The following is a 24,992-nucleotide window of genomic DNA, read 5'->3' as shown; positions in this document are numbered from 1 at the left end:
CGCGAGCTGCGCAGCAGGCACGCGTCCTGCCGAACATCCAAACCCTCCCAAGGCCTCGTGAAGTTGGTTAATTCGCCCGCGGCACGCCGGCTCAGGACGCGCGTTCCGCCGGCGGATGGACGACGGCGACAGTTGCCGCAGTCAGGCAGGCCAGGACCATGACAGCTCCCGCAAGGGCGTTCCAGCCCCAGGCCTGGAAGACCAGGCCGCCGGCCCAGCCCAGCAGGCTGGAACCAAGGTAGTAGGCAAGGTTGTACAGTGACGCTGCCTGCGCCCGTCCGGTCCTGGCGATGGCACCCGTCCAGCCGGAGCCGATGCTGTGGGCTGCAAAGAAACCGCCGGTAAACACCACCAGCCCGGCCAGGATCAGGACCAGGGACTGGGTGAGTGTCAGGGCCAGTCCTGCCAGGGCCAGCGCAAGTCCTGCCAGCAGCACGCTCCGGCGGCCGTACCGCGTGGTCATCCCCGCCGCCCAGCGGGAGGAGAACGTGCCGGACAGGTAGGCAAGGAAGATCAGGCTGATCACTGTCGCCGGAAGCCCGAACGGCGCACCGGACAACCGGAAGCCCAGGTAGTTGTAGACCGCCACGAAGCCGCCCATCATCAGGAATGCCTGGGCGTACAGGGCCAGCAGCCTGATATTGCGCAGGTGGCCGCCCAGGGTCCCGATGGCACTGCGGAGCCCGGAAGCCGGGGCCGGGACGAAACCCCGGGCGCGGGGCACCAGGACAAGGAACGCGACGGCGGCAACGGTCGCCAGCAGTGACACGGCCAGCGCCGCGGACCGCCATCCCCAGAGCTCGCCAACCGGCCCCGCCACCAGCCGCCCGGACAGTCCTCCCAGCGTGGTGCCGGCCACGTAGCTTCCCGCGGCGAGGGCGGCGTGGGCTTTGCTGACTTCCTCGTTCAGGTAGGCGATGGCGATGGCGGGAATGCCGCCCAGGGCCATTCCCTCCAGCAGCCGCAGGGCCAGCAGCATAGGGAAGCTGGTAGCCATCGGTACCAGCAGTCCCAGCACGGTGGCCGCGGTGATGCCCCACATCATGGCCTTGACCCGGCCGATCCTGTCCGCCAGGAAGGACCAGGGGATTACCGTGGCAGCCAAGCCTACGGTCGCGAGCGAAATAGTGAGGGCGGCTTCGGCGGCCGTGATGCGCAGGTCCGCGGCCAGGAGGGGGAGGACCGCCTGGGTGGAGTAGAGCTGGGCAAAGGTGGCCACGCTGGCGCAGGACAGGCCCGCAAGGATCCGCCCGTACGCCCGGGATCCCTTGGCGTGGCCGGTCCAGAGGGAAGGTGCGTCAGTTCCGGCGCTTGCGTTCTGAGGCATCCAGCCAGCGTAGCCTCGGCGGATGAATGCATCCAATGCATGCTTTATGCCAAAGTGATAGCAATTATGGATTGTTTTCGCTTGGGAGGAACTGCCGATGGAGCCTGACCGGAAACAACTTGCGCAGTTGTTGCCGCTGCTGCCGGTGCTCGCAGAGCTGGGCCGGACGGAGCACGTGACGGAAACGGCCGAACTGCTCGGAGTACCCCAGTCAACGGTGAGCCGGGCGCTGGCGAGGGCCAGTGCCGCCGTCGGCACCGAACTCCTGGTCAGGGACGGCCGCGGAGTCCGCCTGACTCAGGCTGCCCGCACGTTGCTGCCGTACGTCGAGCAGGCGCTCGCAGAATTCCAGGCCGGACTCGATCTGGTGCGGAACGAGTCGCAGGTGGTCAGGGGCACCGTGTCCGTGTCTTTCCAGCACACCTTCGGCGAAGCCACCCTGCCGCTGCTGATCAGTGCCTTCCGTGCCCGGCATCCCGGGACCGGCTTCCGCCTTAGCCAAGGCGCCCGGGATACCTGCCTGGATGAGTTGTCAGCGGGGGAGGCGGACCTCGCCCTCACGGCACCCGTGGCGCCGCCGGGCAAGAACCTCGACTCGGCGCCGCTGTACCGCGAGCCGCTGCGCCTGGTGGTGCATCACGCCCATCCGCTTGCCCGGCAGCGGATGGCCCGGCTGGCCGACATTCGGATGGAGCCCGTCGTAGTGCTCGGGCCCGGCTATGGGCTGCGTTCCCTGACCGACGCGCTCTTCCGCGAGGCCGGGTACCGTCCGCGGATCGCCTTCGAAAGCCAGGATTCCCACACCGTCCGCGGCCTGGTCTCCGCCGGCCTTGGCGTCAGCATCCTGCCGCCGGGCGGCGACGCTCCCGGCCGGACTCCGCGTCCCGAAACCGGGGACCTGGGGTGGGTGGAGGTTCCGCTGGACTCGGCACTCGCCTTCCGGGAAATCGGCGTCAGCTGGCGGCGCAGGAAACCGGAAAGCGAGCCGGTTCCGGCCAGGCTTTTCCGCGAACTGGTGGTGGGGCAGGGGCCCGCGCTACTGGCCGGGCTGGTCACGAGGGCAGGCCGCTGAGCCGGGAAAATGTCCGACGGCGGCGGCTGGCTTCCGGTGCAGGGGCGGCGGGGTGCCAAACACCATGGGGCAAGTACCCTTGTGACGTGACAAACACCCAGAACTCCTCTGCCACTCCTTTTGACCAAGCGGCAGGCTCCGCGGCCAGTCCTTTGCACGGCATCACGATCGGGCTGGATATCGGGGGCACCAAGACCCACGGCATCCGTTTCGAGGACGGCCACCCCGTGGCCGACGAGTCGGCCGGAAGCTCCAACGTCCAGAATGTCAGCCGCGAGCAGGCGGCACGCAACCTTGCGGACCTGTTCGCCATGATCGGCGGAGGTCACGTGGACCGGGTATACGCGGGATCCGGCGGAATCGATACCGATGAAGACGCCGCCGCCCTGGCTGCGCTGATCCAGCCCCTGGCTCCCGAAGCACGCGTCACCGTTGTCCATGACTCCCGCCTCCTGCTGGCCGCGGGCCGCGCCGCCACCGGAGTAGCGGTCATCGCGGGCACCGGATCTGCCGCGTGGGGGCGCAATGCCGACGGCGGCGAGGCCAGGGCCGGCGGATGGGGATACCTGCTGGGGGATGAAGGCAGCGGCTACTGGCTGGGCCGGGAAGCGGTGCGGCACAGCCTCCGCAGGATGAACCAGGGCCTGCCCGTCGACCAGCTCACGGCGGCGCTCCTGGCATCCTGCGGGCTGGACCACCCCAACAAGCTCATCGCCTTGTTCCACTCCCCGGACACCGGGAGGCGCTTCTGGGCGCAGCAGGCCAGGCACGTCGTGGAAGCCGCGGCCTCCGGGCACCGGGACAGCGCCATGTTGCTGGAGCAGGCCGGGCAGGACCTCGCTGCTTTGGCCGGCCAGGTGCTGGGCCAGCTGAAAATCGAAGGTCCGGTGATCCTGGGCGGCGGTCTGGGCATGAACGTGGCACCCCTGCAGGAGTCCTTCCGCCGGAACCTCGCCGAAACCGGCGTGACCGACGTCAGGGTGCTGGACCAGGAACCGGTGTTCGGCGTGCTGCAGCTGGTGGCCGAACCCGCCTAGCCCACGGAACGCTTCCGCGGTGTCAGCCGGACACCGGGGAGCGGGGGAGCGGGAATCCGGCCGGCCTCCGCCCCGGCATCCGGGCCGTGGCCCGGCACCAGGCCGTAGCGGGCTGCAGCCGTCTCAGCGTCCGGCAGGCCGGCCTGCGCTTCCCAGTCGTCCCTGGCCTTTTCCACTTCGTCATGGGTGCGGCCCACAAAGTTCCACCACATCAGCAGTTCCTCACCAAACGGCTCGCCGCCGATCAGCAGGAACCTCGTACCGGGGAGAGCCTCCACCCTGAGTTCGCTGCGGCCGGTGCCCAGGTAGCCCAGCGGTCCCGCCGGCAGGTCCTGCCCGTCCACCGCCAGGCCGCCGTCGAGCACCAGGATGCCGTGCTCAAAGCCGGGGTTCAACGGCAGCACCGCCTCGCCCTCGCAGGAAACGTCCGCGCCGACGATCGGCGAAAACACTGTTGCGGAGGAGGCCACCCCGGCAAGCTCGCCCACCATGACCGTCGCCGTGAAGCCCGGCCCGGCAGCGCGTGGCAGCTCGCGGTGCTGTTCGAATGCCGGTTTCCGGTGCCGGTCCCCGTCGGGAAGGGCCACCCACAGCTGCAGGCCCCGTTGCAGCGGCAACTCCCCGCCGTCGGCAGGAAGCACAGCGAACTCGGAATGCGAGACGCCGTGGCCGGCTGTCATGATGTTCAGCTCCCCGGGGCGCACCACCACGTCGCTGCCCACGCTGTCCCGGTGGCGGATGTGCCCCGCCAGCGGCCAGGTGACCGTTTGCAGCCCGATGTGGGGGTGGGGAAGGACGGACATCGCGGTCCGGTCCGGGCCGAAACTGTCCAGGAAGCACCAGGCCCCGATCGTGGGAAGGCCGCGCTGGGGCAACGTGCGCTTGACGTTCATGGCGCGGACGCCGCCCAGGGGTACTTCACGTTCCGGCCATAGCTGCAGGCAGGGGCCGGACAACCCTCCTTCGGGTGCGGGTGGGCAAACTTCCTGCTGCGGCGAAACTTCCAAGTTGGTCACGCCTCCACTGTAGGCCCGGCCGCGGCGCCCGTGACAGGAGCCGATGCAGGGCCGGATCCAGGGAATCCCATCCATCCCGGCCGGGGTTCCGAATGGTTACAGTAGGGATTCCTTTGTACGGATTAGGGCCCCAGCTGCTGAAGCCTGACCCGGTTTGGGTTACCGTAACTATCAGCGTGCTTATGGCAGTGTCGCGGTGCTGGGAACAGCCCGTCCAAGAGAACAGGTAAGTCCGCACCATGGACCAGGCGATGATCGAGTTCCAGAGCGTTACCAAGCAGTATCCGGGCGGCCAGCCTGCCGTGGACGGGTTGTCCATGTCCATCGCCAAAGGGTCCGTCACCGTCTTCGTGGGTCCTTCCGGCTGCGGCAAAACAACGTCCCTCAGGATGATCAACCGGATGGTGGAACCCACGTCCGGGACCATCACCGTGGACGGCCGGGATGTCACGTCGGTACCGGCGGCGGAACTGCGGCGGTCAATGGGGTACGTGATGCAGTCCGCCGGTCTCCTGCCGCACCGCTCCGTCCTGGACAACATCGCCACCGTTCCGCGCCTGAACGGGGTCTCCAAAGCGGACGCCCGGAAGCGTGCCCGCGAACTCCTGGATGTGGTGGGCCTGGCGCCGTCGCTGGGTGGGCGTTACCCGTCGCAGCTTTCCGGCGGCCAGCAGCAGCGCGTGGGCGTGGCGCGTGCCCTCGCTGCGGACCCGCCCGTACTCCTCATGGATGAGCCGTTCAGCGCGGTGGACCCCGTTGTCCGCGACGAACTCCAGCACGAGCTGCTGCGGCTGCAAAAGGATCTGGCCAAGACCATCGTTTTCGTGACCCACGATATTGATGAGGCCACCATCCTGGGCGACAAGGTGGCTGTCTTTGCCACCGGCGGCAAGCTGGCCCAGTACGCCTCGCCAGAGGAGATCCTGCGGGCGCCGGCCAACAACTTCGTGGCCTCCTTCGTGGGGCGCGACCGCGGCTTCCGCCACCTTGGTTTTTCCCCGTCCGACGGCGTGGCGATCCACCCGGTGCCCACGATCATCCGGGCTTCGGGAGGGTACCAGTCCGATTCCAGCGCTGCCGGCGGCTGGCAACTGGTGGTGGACGCGGACAAGCGTCCGCTGGGATGGTCGGCACCCGGCACGGAGACTGAATTGATTCCCGGCGGCTCGCTGTTCCGCCCCGGAGAGAGCCTCCGCCGCGCCCTGGATGCCGCCCTGTCCTCGCCCTCCGGCCTGGGCGTCGCCGTGGATGCCGACGGCGTGGTCCTGGGCGTGGTCCGCGGCGGTGAGGTCCTGGCATTGATCGAAGAAGCGCGCCAGGTGCGGCAGGCTGCCCTCTGATGGAATGGTTCCTGGCCAATACCGGCATGATCCTGGAGCGCGGCGGCCAGCACCTGGTGCTGGCGCTGGTCCCCATGGTCCTGGGCCTGCTCATTTCCATCCCGCTGGCACAGTTGGCGCGGCAAAACAGTGCGCTCCGCTCCGTGGTGCTGACGGCCTCTTCCCTTCTCTACACCATCCCGTCGCTGGCCTTGTTCATCATCCTTCCCACCATCCTGGGGACCCGGATCCTGGATCCCCTCAACGTGGTGGTGGCGCTGACCATTTATGCCGTGGCCCTGCTGGTGCGCGCGACCCTTGATGCCTTCGACTCCGTGGACGCGGACGTCAGCCAGGCCGCGCAGGCCATGGGGTTCAAGCCCCTGGCCCGGTTCCTGCAGGTTGACCTGCCGCTCTCCCTTCCGGTCATGTTTGCCGGCCTCCGGGTGGTGTCCGTCAGCAACATCTCGCTGGTCAGCGTTGCGGCCCTCCTGGGCGTGGGCAACCTGGGCATGCTCTTCACTGACGGGCTCCAGCGCGACTTCGTCACCGAGGTGGTGGTGGGCATCATCGCCATCCTGGTCCTCGCGCTGCTGATGGACGCCGTCCTGGTCCTCCTGGAACGCGTCCTCACCCCTTGGGAGCGGGCCGAAAAGCTGAAGAACCACGGAGCCCTGGGCGTCCCCTCCGGAACCACCGCTGCTGAAGAGGCTGCTTCCACAGTGGGTGAGGCAGCATGAGCAACGTCTTCGCCGATACCTTCGCTTGGCTCGCCGACCCCCTGCACTGGGCCGGAAGCATGGGCATTCCCGCCCGGCTGGGGGAGCACCTCCAGTACACCGGCCTGGTCATGCTGATCGCCACCGCCGTTGCAGTACCCGTCGGGATGTTCGTCGGCCACACGGGAAGGGGACGCGTCGCTGTCGTGGCCCTGGCCGGCGCACTGCGCGCCCTGCCCACCCTTGGCCTGCTGATCCTGTTCGTGCTCCTGGCAGGCATCGGGCTGATGCCGCCCATCTGGGCCCTGGTAATCCTCACGGTGCCCCCGCTCCTGGCAGGGACTTACGCGGGCATCTCCAGCGTGGACCGGAACGTGGTTGATGCCGCCCGGGCCATGGGCATGACGGAACTGCAGGTTCTGTTCCGGGCCGAACTGCCCAACGCCCTCACCGTCATGTTCGGCGGTTTCCGGACCGGTGTGCTGCAGGTGATCGCCACCGTCTCGGTGGTGGCGTACATCAACCTCGGCGGACTGGGCCGGTATCTCTTTGACGGACTGGTCCTCAGCGACTTCCCCCAGATGCTGGGAGGTTCCCTCCTCATCGCAGTGCTGGCCATCGCCGTCGACCTTCTCCTGTCCCTGTTCCAGAGGCTGTTCCTGACACCAGGGGCCTCGAAGCTGTCCTTCCGCAGCCAGGAGGCTGCGGTTGATCTCACAGACCCCGTTGTTGCGGAGACTGTTGTACAAGGAGGTAAATCATGAAAGATAGCCGTCCCCAGCGCCTCGGCAGGCGGGCGTTCAGCGGCCTTGCCGCCGGGCTTGGCCTGGCAGTGGCGCTGTCAGCCTGCGGCGGTTCGTCCGATCCGCTGAAGAACGCGCCCGCATCCAGCGCCGGCGCTTCCGGCGGGGCCACATCCCTGGTGGTGGGTTCCGCGGACTTCCCGGAAAGCCAGATCATCGCCGAACTGTACGCCGGCGCCTTGAACGCCAACGGAATCACCGCCACCACCAAACCGAACATCGGCTCCCGCGAGGTCTACTTCAAGGCCGTCCAGGACGGGTCAGTGGATGTGGTGCCGGACTACAGCGGCAACCTGCTGCTCTACGTGAACAAGGAAGCCACGGAAGTCTCCGCCGGTGACATCGCCAAGGCGCTGCCGGGCAAGCTGCCGGATGGCCTTGGCGTCCTGGACGTGTCCAAGGCCGAAGACAAGGACGCCATGGTGGTCACCAAGGCAACGGCCGAGAAGTACCAGCTGAAATCCATTGAGGACCTGGCCAAGGTCTGCAGCCAGATCGTCGTCGGCGCCCCGGCCACCTTCGCCGAGCGCGCCTACGGCCTGCCTGGGCTGAAGAAGAACTACAACTGCGAACCCAAGAAGCTTGAGCCCTTCAGCGACGGCGGCGGCCCGGTAACGCTCAAGGCCCTCCTGGAGGACCAGGTGCAGGTGGCCGATATCTACACCACCACGCCGTCCATCGCGGACAATGACCTCGTGGTGCTGGACGATCCCAAGAACAACTTCATCGCCCAGCAGGTCCTGCCGCTGTACAACAAGGCCAAGATGACGGACAAGGCCAAGCAGGCACTCAACTCGGTCTCCAGCACCCTCACCACCGATGACCTGATCAACCTCAACCGCGCCGTCAGCGGCAGCCAGAAGCAGGACGCCAAGACGGCAGCAACCAACTGGCTCAAGGAGAAGGGCATCGTCAAGTAGGTCCGCGTTCCCTGCCCAGGGCAGGAACACGCGGGTGACAACGACGGCGGCTGCCGGCCTTTCGAAGGTCCGGCAGCCGCCGTCGGCCATGTGGCGGATGTCTCAACGGCCATTCATCCTTCCTGTGGCATATTTGAGGGATGGCAGAATTCAGGCAGTCCACGAAGCTCAACAACGTCCTATATGACATCCGTGGACCGATCCTCGAAGCCGCCCAGCAGATGGAGGCGGAGGGCCACCGAATCCTCAAGCTGAACATCGGCAACCCCGCACCGTTCGGCTTCGAGGCGCCCGACGCCATCCTGGTGGACATGATCCGCCACCTGCCCCACGCCCAGGGCTACAGCGATTCCCGCGGCATATTTTCTGCCCGCACCGCCGTCTCGCAGTACTACCAGACCCGCGGTATCCAGAACATCCACGTTGACGACATCTACCTGGGCAACGGCGTCAGCGAGCTCATCACCATGTCCCTGATGGCGCTGCTGGACTCAGGCGACGAAGTGCTCATCCCCACGCCGGACTACCCGCTCTGGACGGCCTCCGTAGCGCTCGCCGGCGGAAAACCCGTGCATTACCTCTGCGATGAAGAGTCCGGCTGGCAGCCTGACCTGGAGGACATGGAAGCCAAGATCACCCCCCGCACCAAGGGCATCGTGGTCATCAACCCGAACAACCCCACCGGCGCTGTGTACCCGGAACAGACCCTGAAACGCATCGTGGCCCTGGCCGAAAAGCACGGCCTGGTGATCTTCGCCGACGAGATCTACGAAAAGATCCTGTACGAGGACGCCGTCCACGTGAACCTGGCCGGCCTCACCGGCGACCACGTCCTGTGCCTGACCTTCAGCGGGTTGTCCAAGGCCTACCGCGTCTGCGGTTACCGGGCAGGCTGGATGGCCATTTCAGGACCCAAGAAGGATGCCGCCGACTACCTCGAAGGCATCAACCTCCTGGCCAACATGCGACTGTGCGCCAATGTCCCGGCCCAGCACGCCATCCAGACGGCGCTGGGCGGCTACCAGAGCATCAACGACCTCATCCTCCCGGGCGGCCGGCTGCTGGAGCAGCGCAACAAGGCCTACGACATGCTGAACGCCATCCCCGGCGTCAGCACGCAGCAGGCCAAAGGCGCCCTGTACCTGTTCCCGCGGCTCGACCCCGAGGTCTACCGCATCCGGGATGACGAGAAGTTTGTCCTTGACCTGCTGAGGGAACAGAAGATCCTGGTATCCCATGGCCGTGCCTTCAACTGGGTGCGCCCGGACCACTTCCGCATGGTGACGCTGCCCAACGTGAAGGACATCGAAGAAGCCATTGGGCGCATGGGGGACTTCCTAAGCAGGTACCAGGGGAACTAGCCTGTGCTCACGGGCCACCGGGCCCGTGTACCCCCTGCGGAGAGGAACCCCATGGCCCGCGTCGTTGGCTTCGACCAGCATCCGTCTGAGACGCTCCGCGTTGGAAAAGGATTTTCCCTGGCAGCGGTGGACCCGGACGCCACCCCGGGCTACAGCGGCAACAAGGCCGACGGCGAGGCGTTGCTGGCTGAGATGGACGGGACGCTCTCGGAGCTGCAGGAACAGCTGTTCGCCGAATCCCGGGCCGGCGGAAAGAAACGGATCCTCCTGGTCCTGCAGGCCATGGACACAGCCGGCAAGGGCGGAATCGTCAACCACGTCATGGCAACCATGGACCCCCAGGGCGTCCAGTTCAAGGCGTTCAAGGCCCCCACCGAGCAGGAGAAGTCCTACGATTTCCTCTGGCGTATCGAGAAGGAGGTCCCCGCAGCCGGGATGGTGGGGATCTTTGACCGCTCCCACTATGAGGACGTCCTCATCCACCGCGTCCACAACTGGGCCACCCCGGAAGAAATCAGCCGGCGCTACCGGGCCATCAACGAATTCGAAGCCCGCCAAACCGACGCCGGCACCAAGATCATCAAAGTGATGCTCAACATCAGCAAGGATGAGCAGAAATCCCGGCTGCTGGCCCGCCTGGACAACCCTGCCAAGCACTGGAAATACAGCAGCGGCGACCTGAAGGAACGCGCCTTTTGGGATGACTACATGGCTGCATACCAGGCCGCGTTTGACGAGACCAGCTCAGCGATAGCCCCGTGGTACGTGGTTCCGGCCAACAAGAAATGGTTCGCCCGCATCGCCGTGCAGCAACTGGTGATGTCGGCGCTGTCCGATTTCCGCCTGGAGTGGCCCAAGGCTGAATTTGACGTCGACATCGAACGGGAGCTCGTGGCCCGTTCCTGACCCCGGCCCCTGGGGCCCGGGTCAGGATGCCCCGGTTTGACAGCCGCGGTTCCCAGGGCTGGCCCGGTCCGGCGGTTGGTTGGTTACAGCGGCTGGTCCCGGGCAGCGGCCAAGCGCTTCCGTGCTCCCTCGAGCCACTCCTCGCACCGCGCGGCCAGTGCCTCGCCACGCTCCCACAACGCCAGGGATTCCTCCAGGCTCGCCCCTCCGGCCTCCAGCCTGCCCACCACGGCGATGAGCTGCTCCCGGGCTTCCTCATAGCTCAGCGCGGCGACATCGGATTCTGGTTTCTGTTCGGTCATGCCTTCTCTTCCACTTCCTGGTGCTGGTCTGGGTTTCCTGGGTGCGGTGCCCTGGTGGACCCCGCAGGGCCGGTGGAGGTGGCTCCGAAGCGGCCCTCCGCGACACGGATGGACAAGGCGGCACCCGCAGGTGCTTCGGCGGGCCTGCGGACGACGGCGTGGCCGGCCTCGGCGATCCGTGCGGCCTGGTCGCCTGCCAGTTCGACGACGGCGTACCCCCGGTCCAGTGTCTTCTGCGGTGAGAGCGCACGGACCTGGGCTTTCAGATGCTCCAGCTGGTCCGCTGCCCGCACCACCGTGGAGCTCACCGCGGCGGACGAGCGCCGCAGCAGCCGTTCGATTTCCTCGCCCCGGACGGAGACCATGCCCTCGGGCGCCGCCATGACGGGCCGCGAATGCAGTGCCGCCAGCCGGTCCGACTCCCGGTCCACCAGCCGTTCCACGCAGCGCCGCAGCTGTTCCCGCGCCTGGCGCACCCCGGCAAGTTCCTCGGATACCTCCGGCACGATCCGCTTCGCGGCGTCGGTGGGGGTGGAGGCCCGCAGATCGGCGACGTAATCCAGCAGCGGGCGGTCCGCCTCATGGCCAATGGCGCTCACCACGGGCGTGGTGGCCGCGGCCACGGCCCGGATCAGCTCCTCGCTGTTAAAGGGCAAAAGATCTTCCAGTGCCCCGCCGCCCCGGGCGATGACGATGACATCCACCTCAGGCCGGTCGTCCAGTTCACGCAGGGCACGGACCACCTGGGACACGGCTGTGTTCCCCTGGACGGCCACCTCGCGGATTTCGAACTCCACCGCCGGCCACCGCAGGGCCGCGTTGCGAAGGATGTCCTTCTTGGCGTCCGAGTCCCGTCCCGTGATCAGGCCGATGCGGTGCGGCAGCAGGGGCAGCCGCTTCTTCCGGGAGTCGGCGAAAAGACCCTCAGCTGCAAGGGCCTGGCGCAGCCGCTCAATGCGGGCCAGCAGGTCACCCAGTCCGACCGGCCGGATGTCCCGTACCAGCATGTTCAGCCGGCCCGTCTTCAGCCAGAACTCCGGTTTCAGCAGGGCCACTACCCGTGAACCGCGCTCCAGTGGAAGGTTCTGCCGCTCCAGGACCTTGGTCCAGACGGAAGCCGGCAGCGACACCTCCGCATCCACGTCCCGAAGCGTGATGTAGGCGTTGGTCCCGCGCCGGTTCAGTTCAATGACCTGGCCCTCAACCCACGCCGACGGGGTACGGTCGATGTGCGCCTTGAGCTTCTGCGACAGCAGCTGCAGCGGCCACGGGTTGTCCGGGCTGGTTTCCGCCGCAGTGGCCGGCAGGGTGGTGGGGACGGTACCCGGTAACGAGGCCTGGTCAGACATGCGGACGCCGGTGGGAGGCTGGTGCTGCGGGCATGCGGTCCTTCAACTGTTGTGGGCGGTCAATCAACCTTATCCATAAGGTCTAGCACCGGAGACTGACAGGGCAGCCCCCGGACCCTGCCTAGGATGGGATAAGGCCCCCAACCCCTAAGGACCTGTTGTGCGCACTTTTATCTCTGCCATCGCCACCGTGCTGGGCATCCTCCTCGCCGCCGTTGCCGTTCCCGCCATCTGGGTGGACCGGAACATCGTCCAGGAAGACGGCTTCGTCCGTCTCGCAGCTCCGCTTGGCAAGGACACGGAATTCCAAAAGAAGCTGGCCGCGGCCGCAGTGGGAACGATTGACACCGGGTCGGTTCCCGGGTTCCTCTCCGGGCTGGTGGAGCCAATGCTTGAAAAGGCGGCCGAGTCGCTGACCGGGTTGCCCGGCTATCCGGCGGCCTGGGAGGAGACCCTCCGCAGAAGCCACCGCCTCAGCTTTGCCGATCCTGCCGCGGCATCCCAGGGAGGAGCACCGGCGTCGTCCCTGACCCTCGACGTTGCCCCACTGGTTGCCCTGGGCTCGGAGGAGATCTCCCGCACCACCAGGCTTCCCCTCGATCCGCCGGAACAGACGCTGATCAATGTAGGCCAGCCTGCGCAAAGGGAATGGACTGAACGGCTGGCCACCTACGCGCCCATGGGCTACATCCTGGCCATCGGGTCGGCCGTAGCGTTCCTGCTGGCGCTCGTGGCGGCACGCCGCCGCGGGACGGTACTGCTGGCCGCCGGCCTCGGCGGACTGGCGCTCGCCGGGCTGTGGGGGCTGGGACTGCAGCTGGGCTCAGCCCGCGCCCAGGCCACGGACACCGGCAACGCGGTGGCCAATATGTTCCGCGACCATTTCCTTGCCGCCGCCGGCGCGGACTTCCAAACGTGGATCACCACGGCCGGGGTTGCCGGTGGCGTCCTGGTGGCGGTGGGCATTGTGACGTTGTTCGCATCCCGGAAACGGGTTGGGGCCAGCCGGTAGCATGGAGGCATGACCACCTCGGCTGTATCCCTTTCGATGCCAACCATTCCGCGCAGGCGCCGCTCCCCGGAGGAAGTAGCAGCTGCGGCCCCCGTGAACGGCACCAAGAAGGTACTGCTGGCTGCTCCGCGCGGTTACTGCGCCGGTGTTGACCGTGCCGTGATCGCCGTAGAAAAGGCGCTGGAGCACTACGGTCCGCCCGTGTACGTCCGCAAGCAGATCGTCCACAACGTCCACGTGGTCAGCTCGCTGGAAGAAAAGGGCGCCATCTTCGTGGACGAAACCGATGAGGTGCCCGAAGGTGCCCTGGTGATCTTCTCCGCCCACGGAGTGTCCCCGGCAGTGGTCGAGTCCGCCGAAACCCGGGGCCTGCGCACCATTGATGCCACGTGCCCCCTGGTCACCAAAGTGCACAAGGAAGCCGTCCGCTTCGCCAAGGACGATTTCGATATCCTCCTGATCGGCCACGACGGCCATGAGGAAGTGGAAGGCACTTCAGGGGAAGCGCCGGAGCACATCCAGATCATTAATGGCCCGCATGAAGTGGACCAGGTCACCGTCCGCGACCCCGAGAAGGTCATCTGGCTTTCGCAGACGACACTCAGCGTGGACGAGACCATGGAAACCGTCCGGCTGCTCAAGGAACGGTTCCCCACCCTGCAGGATCCGCCCAGCGACGACATCTGCTACGCCACCACCAACCGCCAGGTGGCCATCAAAAAGATCGCGCCCAAGGCGGACCTGGTGATCGTGGTGGGTTCGGCCAACTCGTCCAACTCCGTCCGGCTGGTGGAGGTGGCGCTCGAATACGGTGCCAAAGCCTCGTACCGGGTGGATTTCGCCAACGAGGTTGACGAGGCGTGGTTTGAAGGCGTCGCCACCGTGGGTGTTACGTCGGGGGCATCCGTTCCCGAGGTGCTGGTGCAGGACGTGCTGCGGCTGCTCGCTGATTACGGCTACGGAGCCGTGGAGGAAGTCGTGACGGCCGAGGAAGACCTCCTCTTCTCACTGCCCAAGGAACTCCGGGCCACCCTGAAACAGGCCGGCGATGTCAGCCGTGCGCTGGGCGGACGACGGACCCGCAGCTAAAACCGGCACACAATTCCAACGGAATGGGCCGGGCAGCCACTGGCTGCCCGGCCCATTCTGCATTTCGGCGGCCGTGTCAGGCTGCTTCCCCGTCGCCCTGCAGCTCGGGTGCCACGAGCGCCCGCGGTTGCACCTCCACCAAGGGGGGTGCAACCAAGCCTGTTTCCTCCAGGCTGTTGAGTTTCCGCGCGGTGGGCAGGACCCTGGCTTCCAGCGTTCCCACCATGGCGTTGTACCGGTCCACGGACGTCTTCAGCGAGGATCCGAGCTTGGTGACGTTCTCGCCCAGCGTGCCCATCCGGTCGTACAGCTGCCGCGCAAGTTCGAAGAGCTCGCGTGCACTGTCCGTCAGGACGTCCTGGCGCCACGTGAATGCCACGGACTTCAGCACCGCCAGCAGGGTGCTCGGCGAGGCGAGGACGACATTGCGGGACAACGCGTGGTCCAGGAGCCCGGCGTCAGCTGTCAGCGCCGCCGCCAGGATGGACTCGGCCGGGATGAAACAAACCACCAGTTCCGGGGAGTTCCCGGGGATATCCCAGTACTTTTTGGTACTGAGCGCATCCACGTGCGCCCTAAGGGCCTTGGCGTGTGCCGCCAGGAGGGCCTGCCTGTTGCGGCCATCGTTCGCCGACTGCGGTCCAGCCGGGGCCAGGCGCGGGTCCACCGAGCCCAGTTCCTGTGCCTCAAGGTAGGACGACAACGGCACCTTGGCGTCCACCACCAGCTGCTTTTCACCCGGCAGCTGCACCACCAGGTCCGGCCGCACCGTTGAGTCGTGGCCCGCGCTGTGGACCTGCTCCACGAAGTCGACGTGGCGGAGCATCCCTGCAGCCTCCACCACGCGCCGAAGCTGCACCTCGCCCCACTGGCCCCTGGCGCTGTTGGAACGCAGCGCCGATTCCAGGGCGTGCGTGGAACGGATGAGCTGTTCATCGGACAGCCTGGCCTCCTGCAGCTGCTGGGCTAGTTGGCCATACTGCTCAACCCGGTCCCGCTCCAGCAACGCCACCTGCTGCTGCACCGCGGACAGCTTTTCGGCCACGGGCGCCAGGGCACGCAGCACGCTGCCGTCCTGTGTCCTGGCCTCACCCAGCTCACGGTTCTGTGCGGCCAAAAGCCGCCGCTCGGCGTCGGCCGCTGCCAGCTGCGCCGTGACATCGGACAGGCGGGACGACACCTGGTCGAAGTCCGACTCCAGGGCGTGCGAGTTCCGGCGCAATGAGAAGTAGGTGGCTGCAGCGCCGGCAAGCGCACCGAGCAGCAGCATGAAGAGGGCCAGAATCAAGGCAAAAGCATCCATGGCTTCACTGTTGCACGGGGCTCTGACAATCATGGGCAGTGACATTCCCGGGTACTGGGCGGCGGGGTCCGGCGGGTAGAATCAATGCTCGTGGCTCTTACTATTGGCATCGTCGGACTGCCCAACGTCGGCAAATCAACCCTCTTCAACGCGCTCACCCGCAACCAGGTCCTGGCCGCGAACTATCCGTTCGCCACCATCGAACCCAATGTCGGCGTCGTGAACCTCCCGGACCCCAGGCTGCAGAAGCTCGCCGGGATCTTCGGCTCCCAGCGCGTCCTGCCCGCCGCGGTATCCTTCGTCGACATCGCCGGCATCGTGAAGGGCGCGTCGGAGGGGGAGGGGCTCGGCAACCAGTTCCTGGCCAACATCCGCGAAGCTGAAGCCATCGCCGAAGTTGTCCGGGTCTTCGATGACCCCGACGTGATCCACGTCGACGGCAAGGTGGATCCCCGCTCGGACATGGAGACCATCAACACCGAGCTGATCCTCGCGGACCTGCAGACCATCGAAAAAGCCATCCCGCGGATCGAAAAAGAAGTCAAGATCAAGAAGCGGGAAGCCGCCGAGCTCGCCGCCATCAAGGCCGCGCAGGCGGTGCTGGAGCGGGGAGACACCATCTACTCCTCCATCAAGAGCGACAAACTGGAGATGGAGCACCTCAAGGAGCTGGGCCTGCTGACGGCCAAGCCCTTCATCTACGTGTTCAATGCCGACGAAGGCATCCTGGGCAGCCCGGAAAAGCAGGAAGAACTGCGCGCCATGGTGGCCCCGGCCGACTGCATCTTCCTGGACGCCAAGCTCGAAGCCGACCTTGTGGAGCTGGACGAGGAAGAAGCCCGCGAGATGCTCGAGATGAACGGCCAGGACGAATCCGGCCTGGACCAGCTTGCACGCGTGGGCTTCCACACCCTGGGGCTGCAGACCTACCTCACGGCGGGCCCCAAGGAAGCGCGCGCCTGGACCATCCGGCAGGGCGACACGGCACCGCAGGCAGCCGGCGTCATCCACTCCGACTTCCAGCGCGGCTTCATCAAGGCCGAAGTCGTCTCCTTCGACGACCTGGTGGACGCCGGATCCATGGCCGAGGCGAAATCCCGCGGCAAGGTCCGGATCGAAGGCAAGGAATACGTCATGGCCGACGGCGACGTGGTGGAGTTCCGCTTCAACGTCTGATTTCCGCAGGAACAGGCGCACTGCCGGTCCCGGAACGACGCTGGGCTACTGTCCGGGCGGAAAAATTGCCGGAGGTCTGCCCTGGCCTACGGCCCGGTCGGACCAGCGGGACCGGGCGGGTAGGGAGGCTGCTGCTGAGGCCAGGACGGGGGAGCGGATGACGCCTGCCCACGCTCCCGTGCCGGGTACTTGTCGAAACGCTGGCCAGACGGGTTCCCCCGCTGCGCGAGCAGCACGATGAGCGCAATCCATCCAAGCACGGGGATGAGGGCGAGCAGCAGCATCCAGGTGCTGAGGTTCACGTCGTGGAGGCGTCGGGACGCCACCGCGAGTGACGGGACAACGGTGGCGAGAAACCACAAGCCACCCAGGGCGCTGGACCCCGTCACCTGGCCGTTGACCACAGTGGGACTGATGGAATTCAGCACCGCTGAGGCCAGCCCGGAAGCGAGGAACCACCACCAATATTCGCTTCGGCTGGCGCGCCCCGAGAAGACCGCGTACTTCTGGAAGACGCGTTTGACCGCGTCCACCGGCGGAGCACCGTAGTACGGCAGTTCGAGGGGCGGGACTGCACTTCCGGGCACATTGGACGGTTGGGGGATGCTCATCGAGCTTTTCCTTCCTGAGGTTCCGTTGCCAGCATGCTACGGAACCGGCCGGGCCCGGGCTTGGGCCGTAGGTCCCGTCCGGCGGCCCGGACTACGTACCCCATTGCCAGGAGGTTCGGATTGGGTTGGCGGGCAGCAGCACCAAGTATCCTGAGTTTGTAGGGCGTGATCGAAGCGGCCCCAGTCCCCTCCGGAGAGGGAAAACCACAAGGAGGCGGCATGCCGGTCCGGCGTCTGATGCAGTTGCTCATCGCCGCGTTGGCGGCTGCCCTGGTTCTTTCCGGCTGTTCGGGCGGCAGCGCCCCGTCCGTGGTGGTGGGGGAGGCGAAGCGCGGCGGCAGCGTCACTGTGGCCGAGGTCAACGCATTCTCCTCGTTCAACCCCTACAGCGCCAACGGCAACACCGACATCAACTCGAAGATCGGCGCCATCACGCACTCGGGCTTCTTCTACCTGGACGACAGCTCCAAGGTGGTCCGCAACGACAAGTTCGGCCACTTCGAGAAGGTCTCCGACCAGCCGCTCAAAGTAAAGTACACGGTCAACGAGGGCGTGAAGTGGTCGGACGGGGCGCCCATCGGAGCTGCAGACCTCCTGCTGAGCTGGGCCGCAGGGTCGGGTTACTTCGACGACGTCGAACCCGCAGCGGGGAAGGGCACCAAGTACTTCTCGGTCGCCTCCGACACCACAGGCCTGGCGGGTACCCTGTTTCCCGAAATCGGGTCGGACGGCCGTTCCATCACCATTGAGTACGCCGCACCGTACGCTGACTGGGAAGTGGCGTTCGACGTCGGACTCCCGGCCCATGTCGTTGCTGCCAAGAGCGGACTCAACGACGAGGAGGACCTGGTCAAGCTCCTCAAGGACACGCCCCGGGGCAACCCGGACAAACCGGCGTCGCACCCGGCCCTCAAAAAGGTCAGCGACTTCTGGAACACCGGGTTCGATACGAAATCCGTTCCGGATGATCCTGCGCTCTACCTTTCCAGCGGCCCCTACATCGTCCGCGACATCGTGCCTGAAGTTTCCATGAAGCTGGTCCGGAACCGGGACTACGTGTGGGGCGCGGAACCGTGGCTGGACGAGATCAATGTCCGGTTCACGGGGGCCGTGCCGGCCGCGGTTGATGCCCTGCGCAACGGGCAGGCTGACATCATTTCGCCCCAGCCCTCCGCTGCCACAGACAATCTCCTCACCGGCCTGTCAGGTCAGGGCATCACCGTTGAACGGTACAAACAGTCCGGCTACGACCACCTTGACCTCAACTTCTCCGGGACGTTTGCCGACAAGGATGTCCGGGAAGCCTTCCTCAAGACGGTGCCGCGGCAGGCGATTGTGGACGCCGTGGTGGGCACCCAGGTGGCGGACAACAAGCCGCTGGACTCCCAGGTGTTCCTGCCCGGACAGCCAAAGTACGACGAGACCGTGAAGAACAACGGGTCGTCCGATTACGCCAAGGTGGACATCGATGGCGCAAAGAGGCTCCTCAAGGACGCCACCCCCAGCATCCGCATTCTCTATAACCGGGACAACCCGAACCGGGCCAAAGCCTTCGCCCTGATCCGCGACTCGGCCGCACTGGCGGGATTCCGGGTTGTCGACGGCGGCCAGGGGAGTGCAGACTGGGCGGCCGCGTTGAGCAGGGGTGGCTATGATGCCGCCCTGTCAGGCTGGATCGGGACTGAGGCGGGCGTCAGCAGGGTGCCGCAAATCTTCCGCACCGGTGCAGGCAGCAACTTCACGGGCTATTCCGACGGCGACGCGGACAAGATCATGGAACAGCTGGCCGTGACCACGGACCTGGGCAAACAGGACGAGCTCCTGGCCGAGATCGACAAGCACATCTGGGAGGACGCGTACGGCCTTCCCCTTTACCAAACACCCGGAACGACTGCGTTCAATTCGCGGGTGGCCGGCGTGAAGACCAGCCCCGGTCCCCTGGGCGTGTGGTGGAACGTTGCGGAGTGGCGGCTGTCCTAGCCTCGGCCACGTCCTTTTTTGGGTCCTTTGGCTCTTGCGGCACCGATTCGCCGTTCGGCCTACCGGCGAGTAGCATGTGACGTGCCTAACTATCACCGCCGCCCGGGGCATTGAAAAGCCGCCGGTCACGGTTTGGCAACGGAGTACCAATATCTGGACTTCGTGCGGTTAGGCTAACTCGTATTGTGTAGGTTTCGTCACAGCGGTGAGCTGCGTCCGACCTGCGGGGAAGCACAAGATTCCCCTATACATCTCTCCCACAACTCATAGGAGGCGGAATGCGTTTTACGCGCACTTCCAAAGCACTGGGCATCGTGGCAATCGCCGCGCTTGCCCTGACCGGGTGCGGCGCCGGCGGCGGCGGCAGCACTGACGGGGCCAGCAAAGCTGCCGGCGATCCGAACAAGGTCATCACCGCGTACAACAGCGAACCACAGAACCCGCTGCTGCCGGCGAACACAAATGAAACGAATGGCGGCCGGGTTGTCAACCTGTTGTTCGAAGGCCTCCGCACGTACGACGCCGACGGCAAAGCGGTGAACTCGCTGGCAGAATCCATCGATTCATCTGACGCGCAGACCTGGACCATTAAGGTTAAGCAGGGGCAGAAGTTCACCAATGGCGAAGCAATCACCGCCAAGACTTTTGTCGATTCCTGGAACTTTGCCGCCAACTCCAAGAACCTGCAGAACAACAGCTTCTTCTTCGAATCGATCGCCGGCTACGACGACGTTTCCGCCGTCAATACGGAGAAGTCCGCGGACGGCAAGACCACCACGACTCCGGCGCCCAAGGCCGACACCATGTCCGGCTTGGCGGCAACGGATGACTCCACGATCACGGTCAAGCTCACACAGCCGGAGGCTGACTGGTCCCTGCGGCTGGGCTACTCAGCCTTCTACCCGCTTCCGTCCGCCGCACTTGCGGACCCCAAGACCTTCGGTGAAAACCCGGTGGGCAACGGTCCCTACAAGTTCGAGAAGCAAGGCGCTTGGGTCCATGACCAGTCAATCGCGTTGGTGAAGAACCCGGACTACAAGGGTCCCCGTGAGGCTAAGAATGGTGGCATAACGTTCAAGTTCTACACCGATCCGGGCCCCGCATACACCGACCTGCAGGCGGACAACCTGGACATCACTGACGTCCTGCCGTCCAACGCCACGAAGACCTACGTCAATGATTTCCCGGACCGCAACGCGACCAAACCTGTTGCAACAAACGCCACGTTGAACATCCCGGGCTACAACCCGAACTTCCAGGGTGAAGCCGGCAAGCTGCGCCGCCAGGCGCTGTCCTACGCCATCAACCGTGAAGAGATTACCAAGGTTGTCTTCAACGGTACCCGCACCCCGGCCAAAGCATTCGTGCCGCCGGTCATCGACGGATTCAAGGACGGCCTCAAGGGCAGTGAAGTCCTAAAGTTCGACGCCGCCAAGGCCAAGGACCTGTGGGCGCAGGCCGAGAAGATCAAGCCCTACGACAACTCCAAGCCGCTCCAGATCGCCTCCAACACCGATGGCGGACACAAGGAATGGATTGACGCTGTGGCCAACGGGTTCAAGAACAACCTGGGCATCCAGGCTGAAATCCAGCCGTTCGCCAAGTTCGCCGAAGTTCTGAACCTCCGCAAGTCCCAGCAGCTGCCCGGCCTGACCCGTGCGGGCTGGCAGGGTGACTACCCGTCGCTCTACAACTTCCTGGGACCGGTCTGGGCTACGGGCGCTTCCTCAAACTACGAGAAGTACTCGAACCCCGAATTCGACAAGCTTCTCAAGGAGGGCCTGGCTGCCAAGAGCACGGACGACGCAAACGCGAAGTTCAACCAGGCGCAGGAGGTTCTGTTCCAGGACCTTCCGGGCTTGCCGCTTTGGGACTATGCCAAGGCGATTGTGTGGAGCAACAACGTCGTGAAGGCCGAGACCGGCTGGAACGGCGAGATCCTCTACTACAACATCACGGCAAAGTAAGTCTTCAGATCTAACTTGCCGTCAGGCTGATGGGGGTTCCGGTCACATCGGGGCCCCCATTTGCTTGCAAAGGCAGGAAGGCATTCATGAACTCGTTTTCCCTTTTACCGGCAGGCAGGTGATCCTGTGATCCGGTTTATCCTGCGCCGACTTCTTCAGGTGATCCCTGTCTTCATCGGCACCACCCTTCTGGTGTATTACATGGTCTTCGCGTTGCCAGGCGATCCCATTGCAGCCTTGTTCGGTGATCGACAGCCTCCCCAGGCAGTCATCGACACGCTGCGCAGCCAGTACAACCTGGATCAACCGTTCTGGGTCCAGTACGGACTGTTCCTCAAAAATCTGTTTACCTTCAATCTCGGCAACGACTTTACGGGCCAGCCGATAGCGGCCACCCTGGCGCGCGTCTTTCCCGTGACCGCCATGCTCGCTATTGAGGCTCTGATCATCCAGGCTGTCTTCGGCGTAGCGTTCGGCGTCTTCGCCGGGCTTCGCCGCGGGGGCTGGTTCGACTCCACGGTCCTGGTCGCCTCCCTGGTGGTCATCGCAGTTCCCACCTTCGTCCTCGGTTTCGTTTTCCAACTCGTCTTCGGCGTGCAGCTCGGCTGGGCCAAACCGACGGTGGGCGCCAACGCCAACTGGGGCAATCTACTGTTGCCGGCGGTGGTCCTGGGGCTGGTCTCCTTTGCCTACGTCCTTCGTCTCACTCGGGCATCCGTCAGTGAGGGTATGAATGCTGACTTCGTGCGGACCGCCACTGCCAAGGGGTTGTCCCGGCCGCGAGTAGTACTGGCGCACATCCTGCGCAACTCGCTGATTCCGGTGGTTACGTACCTGGGCGCCAACCTTGGCGGCCTGATGGGCGGTGCCATTGTGACTGAAGGCATCTTCAATGTTCCCGGCGTGGGCAACAAGCTCTACCAGGCAGTCCTTCGCAGCGAAGGCCCCACCATCGTCTCCATCGTCAGTGTGCTGGTATTGGTCTTCGTGGTGGCCAACCTGCTTGTCGATCTCCTGTACGCCTGGCTTGACCCGAGGATCCGCTATGACCAGTAACAACAGCCACTTCGTGGCCCCCATCGAGGAGACGCCGCTGCAGGCCACGGATGCCGTCAAGGCTGACCAGGCCCCGCTCAGCCTGTGGGCAGACGCCTGGCGGAAGCTCCGCCGTCGTCCCCTGTTCATCATCTCGGCGCTGCTGATCCTTGCCCTGATCGTGATTGCACTCTTCCCCGGTTTGTTCTCGTCGGTGCCGCCGAACGAGGGATGTGAACTGGCTAACTCAGAGGGCGGACCTACCGCCGGACACCCCTTTGGTTTTACCTTCCAGGGTTGCGATGTGTATTCACGCGTTATTCACGGGACCCAGGCGTCCCTGTCTGTCGGCATTCTTTCCGTTCTCTGCGTCATCATCATCGGTGTAACATTCGGTGCCCTGGCAGGCTTTTACGGCGGTTGGCTGGACACGGTGCTTGCCCGGCTGGGTGACATCTTCTTCGCTCTGCCCCTGATTCTGGGCGCGCTGGTGATTACCCAGTTGCCTGTGTTTAGGGAGAACAAGAGTGTGTGGACCGTGGTGTTCGTCATCTCGCTCCTGGCATGGCCGCAAATGGCACGCATCACTCGGGGTGCCGTCATTGAGGTGCGCAACGCGGATTTTGTGACAGCAGCCCGGGCACTTGGTGTGTCGAGGTTCGGAACGCTGGTGAAGCACGTGCTGCCCAATGCGCTGGCACCGGTTATTGTCCTGGCAACACTGGAACTGGGCGTGTTCATCGTGGCCGAAGCCACCCTGTCCTTCCTGGGAATCGGGTTGCCGGAAGGAGTCATGTCCTGGGGGCACGATATTTCTGCTGCGCAAACCTCGATACGTACGCATCCGCAGATCATGCTCTACCCGGCCGCGGCGCTGTCCATCACGGTGCTGAGCTTCATCATGCTGGGTGACGCAGTGCGTGACGCCCTCGACCCGAAGAGCCGTCAGCGATGAGAGATAAAGAGATGACAAGTCCAGACGTCCGCATTGATGAGGCCGGTGCCACCGGCGTCAGGCCGCTGCTCGAAATCCGCGACCTCGCCATCACCTTCAAGACCGGCGGCGGCGACGTCCAGGCGGTGCGGAACGCACACCTGACCATCATGCCCGGTGAAACGGTGGCCATCGTGGGCGAGTCCGGTTCCGGCAAGTCCACCACAGCCCTGGCCGCCATCGGTCTCTTGCCCAACAACGGCAAAGTGTCCGGCGGCCAGATCCTGCTCGACGGCGAGGACATCGCCCACGCCTCCGAGCAGCGCATGATCGAGCTGCGCGGCAACACCATCGGCATGGTGCCGCAGGACCCCATGTCCAACCTGAACCCGGTATGGAAGATCGGCTACCAGGTCCGGGAGACGCTGCGGGCAAACGGCCGGCCCAGCGGTCCGGACGATATCGCCAAGGTGTTGTCCCAGGCCGGACTGCCGGACGCCAAGCGCCGGGCCAACCAGTACCCGCACGAGTTCTCGGGCGGCATGCGCCAGCGTGCACTGATCGCCATCGGCCTCTCCTGCCAGCCGCGCCTGCTGATCGCGGACGAGCCGACGTCGGCCCTTGACGTCACCGTCCAGCGGCAGATCCTGGACCACCTGGAAACCATGACCAACGAGCTGGGCACCTCGGTGCTGCTGATCACCCACGACCTTGGCCTCGCAGCCGAGCGTGCCGACAAAGTCGTGGTCATGTACCAGGGCCGCGTCGTTGAGGCCGGGCCGTCGCTGGAACTGCTGCGCAACCCGCAGCACCCCTACACCAAGCGGCTCGTGGAGTCCGCGCCATCCCTTGCCAGCCGCCGCATCCAGGTGGCCAAGGAACAGGGCGTGGAGACGTCGGACCTGCTGGCACCTGCCGCCGAAACGGTGAAGCCGGACACTTTCCTGCAGATCCAGGACCTGCGGAAGGTCTACAAGCTCCGCTCGGGGCTGGGCAAGGCGACGGACTTCGCGGCCGTTGACGGCGTAAGCTTCGACGTCCGGCGGGGAACCACGACGGCGATCGTGGGGGAGTCGGGTTCCGGCAAGTCCACAGTGGCCAAGATGGTGCTCCAGCTGGAGAAGCCGACCGAGGGCAGGATCCTGTTCGACGGCGTCGACACCTCGGTCCTGAAGCCTGCCGAACTGTTCAAGTTCCGCAGGCGGGTCCAGCCGATCTTCCAGGACCCGTACGGCTCCCTCGATCCGATGTACAACATCTACCGCACGATCGAAGAACCATTGCGGGTCCACAAGATCGGGGACCAGGCCAGCCGGGAGAAGAAAGTCCGGACATTGCTGGACCAGGTGGCTCTGCCCCAGTCCGCCATGCAGCGGTATCCCAATGAGCTGTCCGGCGGCCAGCGGCAGCGCGTGGCCATTGCACGGGCACTGGCGCTGGACCCCGAGGTGATCATCTGTGATGAGGCAGTCTCCGCGCTGGACGTGCTGGTGCAGGCGCAGGTGCTGAACCTGCTCGCCGACCTGCAGGCCAACCTTGGGCTGACGTACCTGTTCATCACGCACGACCTTGCCGTGGTGCGCCAGATCGCAGACCACGTCTGTGTGATGGAGAAGGGCCGCCTGGTGGAGACCGGCTCCACGGACGACGTCTTCGAATCGCCCAAGCAGGAGTACACCAAGGCCCTGCTCAACGCCATCCCCGGCGCGAAGCTGATGCTTCCGCCTGAGGTGGCATAGCGGGACGTTTTCCCT

Annotated in this window: 22 protein-coding genes; 16 read left to right on the top strand and 6 right to left on the bottom strand. The window is 65.3% G+C overall.

From position 1 onward, the window contains the following. Nucleotides 1-91: 91 nt before the first annotated feature. On the bottom strand, nucleotides 92-1,327 hold the full coding sequence (locus AB0280_RS08520) for an MFS transporter (RefSeq protein ID WP_366366862.1): 1,236 nt from the start codon (nucleotides 1,325-1,327) through the stop codon (nucleotides 92-94). A gap of 97 nt (nucleotides 1,328-1,424) precedes the next feature. Between AB0280_RS08520 and AB0280_RS08515 the strand changes: the two genes are divergently transcribed. Then, entirely contained in the window at nucleotides 1,425-2,399 is a 975-nt protein-coding gene (locus AB0280_RS08515; RefSeq protein WP_366366860.1) for a LysR family transcriptional regulator, read from the top strand. Between the two features lie 86 nt (nucleotides 2,400-2,485). Then, nucleotides 2,486-3,436 (top strand): N-acetylglucosamine kinase, encoded by a 951-nt coding sequence (locus tag AB0280_RS08510; RefSeq protein WP_159631454.1) that lies wholly within the window; start codon nucleotides 2,486-2,488, stop codon nucleotides 3,434-3,436. Here the strand turns inward: AB0280_RS08510 and AB0280_RS08505 are convergent. Next, nucleotides 3,433-4,452 (bottom strand): pirin family protein, encoded by a 1,020-nt coding sequence (locus AB0280_RS08505; protein WP_366366858.1) that lies wholly within the window; start codon nucleotides 4,450-4,452, stop codon nucleotides 3,433-3,435. The genes AB0280_RS08510 and AB0280_RS08505 overlap by 4 nt on opposite strands. A 239-nt stretch (nucleotides 4,453-4,691) precedes the next feature. On the opposite strand from AB0280_RS08505, the gene AB0280_RS08500 reads away from it, so the two are divergent. The 6 genes from AB0280_RS08500 (at nucleotide 4,692) to AB0280_RS08475 (ending at nucleotide 10,480) form a co-directional block, all read left to right on the top strand. Further along, complete coding sequence (locus AB0280_RS08500) at nucleotides 4,692-5,792, top strand: ABC transporter ATP-binding protein (protein WP_159631456.1); 1,101 nt, start codon at nucleotides 4,692-4,694, stop codon at nucleotides 5,790-5,792. Beyond that, entirely contained in the window at nucleotides 5,792-6,511 is a 720-nt protein-coding gene (locus AB0280_RS08495; RefSeq protein ID WP_366366856.1) for an ABC transporter permease, read from the top strand. Before AB0280_RS08500 ends, AB0280_RS08495 begins: the two co-directional genes overlap by 1 nt. Further along, nucleotides 6,508-7,254 (top strand): ABC transporter permease, encoded by a 747-nt coding sequence (locus AB0280_RS08490; protein WP_224026593.1) that lies wholly within the window; start codon nucleotides 6,508-6,510, stop codon nucleotides 7,252-7,254. Before AB0280_RS08495 ends, AB0280_RS08490 begins: the two co-directional genes overlap by 4 nt. After that, nucleotides 7,251-8,213 carry an ABC transporter substrate-binding protein gene (locus tag AB0280_RS08485; RefSeq protein WP_275179582.1) on the top strand — a complete coding sequence of 321 codons (963 nt, stop codon included), beginning with the start codon at nucleotides 7,251-7,253 and terminating at the stop codon, nucleotides 8,211-8,213. The genes AB0280_RS08490 and AB0280_RS08485 overlap by 4 nt, the downstream gene beginning before the upstream one ends. 140 nt (nucleotides 8,214-8,353) lie before the next feature. Next, entirely contained in the window at nucleotides 8,354-9,574 is a 1,221-nt protein-coding gene (locus AB0280_RS08480; RefSeq protein ID WP_366366854.1) for a pyridoxal phosphate-dependent aminotransferase, read from the top strand. Nucleotides 9,575-9,625: 51 nt separating this feature from the next. Next, a complete protein-coding gene (locus AB0280_RS08475; protein ID WP_366366853.1) occupies nucleotides 9,626-10,480 on the top strand; it encodes a polyphosphate kinase 2 family protein in 855 nt (284 codons plus the stop codon). Nucleotides 10,481-10,563: 83 nt separating this feature from the next. On the opposite strand, the gene AB0280_RS08470 is transcribed toward AB0280_RS08475, so the two are convergent. Together AB0280_RS08470 and xseA are read right to left on the bottom strand one after the other, a co-directional pair. Continuing rightward, complete coding sequence (locus tag AB0280_RS08470; RefSeq protein WP_056334565.1) at nucleotides 10,564-10,782, bottom strand: exodeoxyribonuclease VII small subunit; 219 nt, start codon at nucleotides 10,780-10,782, stop codon at nucleotides 10,564-10,566. Further along, entirely contained in the window at nucleotides 10,779-12,131 is a 1,353-nt protein-coding gene (xseA, locus tag AB0280_RS08465; RefSeq protein ID WP_366366852.1) for an exodeoxyribonuclease VII large subunit, read from the bottom strand. The genes AB0280_RS08470 and xseA overlap by 4 nt, the downstream gene beginning before the upstream one ends. A gap of 160 nt (nucleotides 12,132-12,291) precedes the next feature. Here xseA and AB0280_RS08460 point away from each other — a divergent pair, with 160 nt between their 5' ends. Next, entirely contained in the window at nucleotides 12,292-13,143 is an 852-nt protein-coding gene (locus AB0280_RS08460) for a hypothetical protein (RefSeq protein ID WP_366366850.1), read from the top strand. A 9-nt stretch (nucleotides 13,144-13,152) separates the two neighbouring features. Then, nucleotides 13,153-14,232 (top strand): 4-hydroxy-3-methylbut-2-enyl diphosphate reductase, encoded by a 1,080-nt coding sequence (locus AB0280_RS08455; protein ID WP_159631464.1) that lies wholly within the window; start codon nucleotides 13,153-13,155, stop codon nucleotides 14,230-14,232. Between the two features lie 76 nt (nucleotides 14,233-14,308). On the opposite strand, the gene AB0280_RS08450 is transcribed toward AB0280_RS08455, so the two are convergent. Beyond that, nucleotides 14,309-15,535 carry a DNA recombination protein RmuC gene (locus tag AB0280_RS08450; RefSeq protein WP_366366849.1) on the bottom strand — a complete coding sequence of 409 codons (1,227 nt, stop codon included), beginning with the start codon at nucleotides 15,533-15,535 and terminating at the stop codon, nucleotides 14,309-14,311. Between the two features lie 90 nt (nucleotides 15,536-15,625). On the opposite strand from AB0280_RS08450, the gene ychF reads away from it, so the two are divergent. After that, nucleotides 15,626-16,711, top strand: a complete 1,086-nt coding sequence (ychF, locus tag AB0280_RS08445) for a redox-regulated ATPase YchF (protein ID WP_159631466.1) — start codon at nucleotides 15,626-15,628, stop codon at nucleotides 16,709-16,711. An 86-nt stretch (nucleotides 16,712-16,797) separates the two neighbouring features. On the opposite strand, the gene AB0280_RS08440 is transcribed toward ychF, so the two are convergent. Continuing rightward, nucleotides 16,798-17,322: a DUF805 domain-containing protein gene (locus tag AB0280_RS08440; protein ID WP_366366847.1), complete on the bottom strand. Its 525-nt coding sequence runs from the start codon at nucleotides 17,320-17,322 to the stop codon at nucleotides 16,798-16,800. Between the two features lie 219 nt (nucleotides 17,323-17,541). Here AB0280_RS08440 and AB0280_RS08435 point away from each other — a divergent pair, with 219 nt between their 5' ends. The 5 genes from AB0280_RS08435 to AB0280_RS08415 all read left to right on the top strand — a co-directional run bounded on the left by AB0280_RS08435 (nucleotide 17,542) and on the right by AB0280_RS08415 (nucleotide 24,977). Continuing rightward, nucleotides 17,542-19,302, top strand: a complete 1,761-nt coding sequence (locus tag AB0280_RS08435; RefSeq protein WP_366366845.1) for an ABC transporter family substrate-binding protein — start codon at nucleotides 17,542-17,544, stop codon at nucleotides 19,300-19,302. Nucleotides 19,303-19,580: 278 nt separating this feature from the next. Next, nucleotides 19,581-21,269 carry a peptide ABC transporter substrate-binding protein gene (locus tag AB0280_RS08430; RefSeq protein WP_307488307.1) on the top strand — a complete coding sequence of 563 codons (1,689 nt, stop codon included), beginning with the start codon at nucleotides 19,581-19,583 and terminating at the stop codon, nucleotides 21,267-21,269. Nucleotides 21,270-21,395: 126 nt separating this feature from the next. After that, on the top strand, nucleotides 21,396-22,325 hold the full coding sequence (locus AB0280_RS08425) for an ABC transporter permease (RefSeq protein WP_307488309.1): 930 nt from the start codon (nucleotides 21,396-21,398) through the stop codon (nucleotides 22,323-22,325). Further along, the gene (locus AB0280_RS08420) at nucleotides 22,315-23,259 is read left to right on the top strand and encodes an ABC transporter permease (RefSeq protein ID WP_307488312.1); all 945 of its coding nucleotides are present in this window, start codon (nucleotides 22,315-22,317) and stop codon (nucleotides 23,257-23,259) included. The genes AB0280_RS08425 and AB0280_RS08420 overlap by 11 nt, the downstream gene beginning before the upstream one ends. Before the next feature lie 11 nt (nucleotides 23,260-23,270). Then, nucleotides 23,271-24,977, top strand: a complete 1,707-nt coding sequence (locus AB0280_RS08415; protein ID WP_224026583.1) for a dipeptide ABC transporter ATP-binding protein — start codon at nucleotides 23,271-23,273, stop codon at nucleotides 24,975-24,977. Nucleotides 24,978-24,992 lie beyond the last annotated feature (15 nt).

This window comes from Pseudarthrobacter sp. 902506025, assembly GCF_040702325.1.
GTDB lineage: Bacteria > Actinomycetota > Actinomycetes > Actinomycetales > Micrococcaceae > Arthrobacter.
Note: the sequence above shows the minus strand (reverse complement) of the source record. Positions and strands in the feature narration are given on the sequence as shown.

Coding starts and splice junctions, on each gene's coding strand:
- AB0280_RS08435 (WP_366366845.1), top strand. CDS start 17,542: ATGCCGGTCCGGCGTCTGATGCAGTTGCTCATCGCCGCGTTGGCGGCT.
- AB0280_RS08430 (WP_307488307.1), top strand. CDS start 19,581: ATGCGTTTTACGCGCACTTCCAAAGCACTGGGCATCGTGGCAATCGCC.
- AB0280_RS08485 (WP_275179582.1), top strand. CDS start 7,251: ATGAAAGATAGCCGTCCCCAGCGCCTCGGCAGGCGGGCGTTCAGCGGC.
- AB0280_RS08440 (WP_366366847.1), bottom strand. CDS start 17,322: ATGAGCATCCCCCAACCGTCCAATGTGCCCGGAAGTGCAGTCCCGCCC.
- AB0280_RS08490 (WP_224026593.1), top strand. CDS start 6,508: ATGAGCAACGTCTTCGCCGATACCTTCGCTTGGCTCGCCGACCCCCTG.
- AB0280_RS08500 (WP_159631456.1), top strand. CDS start 4,692: ATGGACCAGGCGATGATCGAGTTCCAGAGCGTTACCAAGCAGTATCCG.
- AB0280_RS08480 (WP_366366854.1), top strand. CDS start 8,354: ATGGCAGAATTCAGGCAGTCCACGAAGCTCAACAACGTCCTATATGAC.
- AB0280_RS08475 (WP_366366853.1), top strand. CDS start 9,626: ATGGCCCGCGTCGTTGGCTTCGACCAGCATCCGTCTGAGACGCTCCGC.
- AB0280_RS08420 (WP_307488312.1), top strand. CDS start 22,315: ATGACCAGTAACAACAGCCACTTCGTGGCCCCCATCGAGGAGACGCCG.
- AB0280_RS08450 (WP_366366849.1), bottom strand. CDS start 15,535: ATGGATGCTTTTGCCTTGATTCTGGCCCTCTTCATGCTGCTGCTCGGT.
- AB0280_RS08415 (WP_224026583.1), top strand. CDS start 23,271: ATGACAAGTCCAGACGTCCGCATTGATGAGGCCGGTGCCACCGGCGTC.
- AB0280_RS08470 (WP_056334565.1), bottom strand. CDS start 10,782: ATGACCGAACAGAAACCAGAATCCGATGTCGCCGCGCTGAGCTATGAG.
- AB0280_RS08515 (WP_366366860.1), top strand. CDS start 1,425: ATGGAGCCTGACCGGAAACAACTTGCGCAGTTGTTGCCGCTGCTGCCG.
- AB0280_RS08455 (WP_159631464.1), top strand. CDS start 13,153: ATGACCACCTCGGCTGTATCCCTTTCGATGCCAACCATTCCGCGCAGG.
- AB0280_RS08520 (WP_366366862.1), bottom strand. CDS start 1,327: ATGCCTCAGAACGCAAGCGCCGGAACTGACGCACCTTCCCTCTGGACC.
- xseA (WP_366366852.1), bottom strand. CDS start 12,131: ATGTCTGACCAGGCCTCGTTACCGGGTACCGTCCCCACCACCCTGCCG.
- AB0280_RS08495 (WP_366366856.1), top strand. CDS start 5,792: ATGGAATGGTTCCTGGCCAATACCGGCATGATCCTGGAGCGCGGCGGC.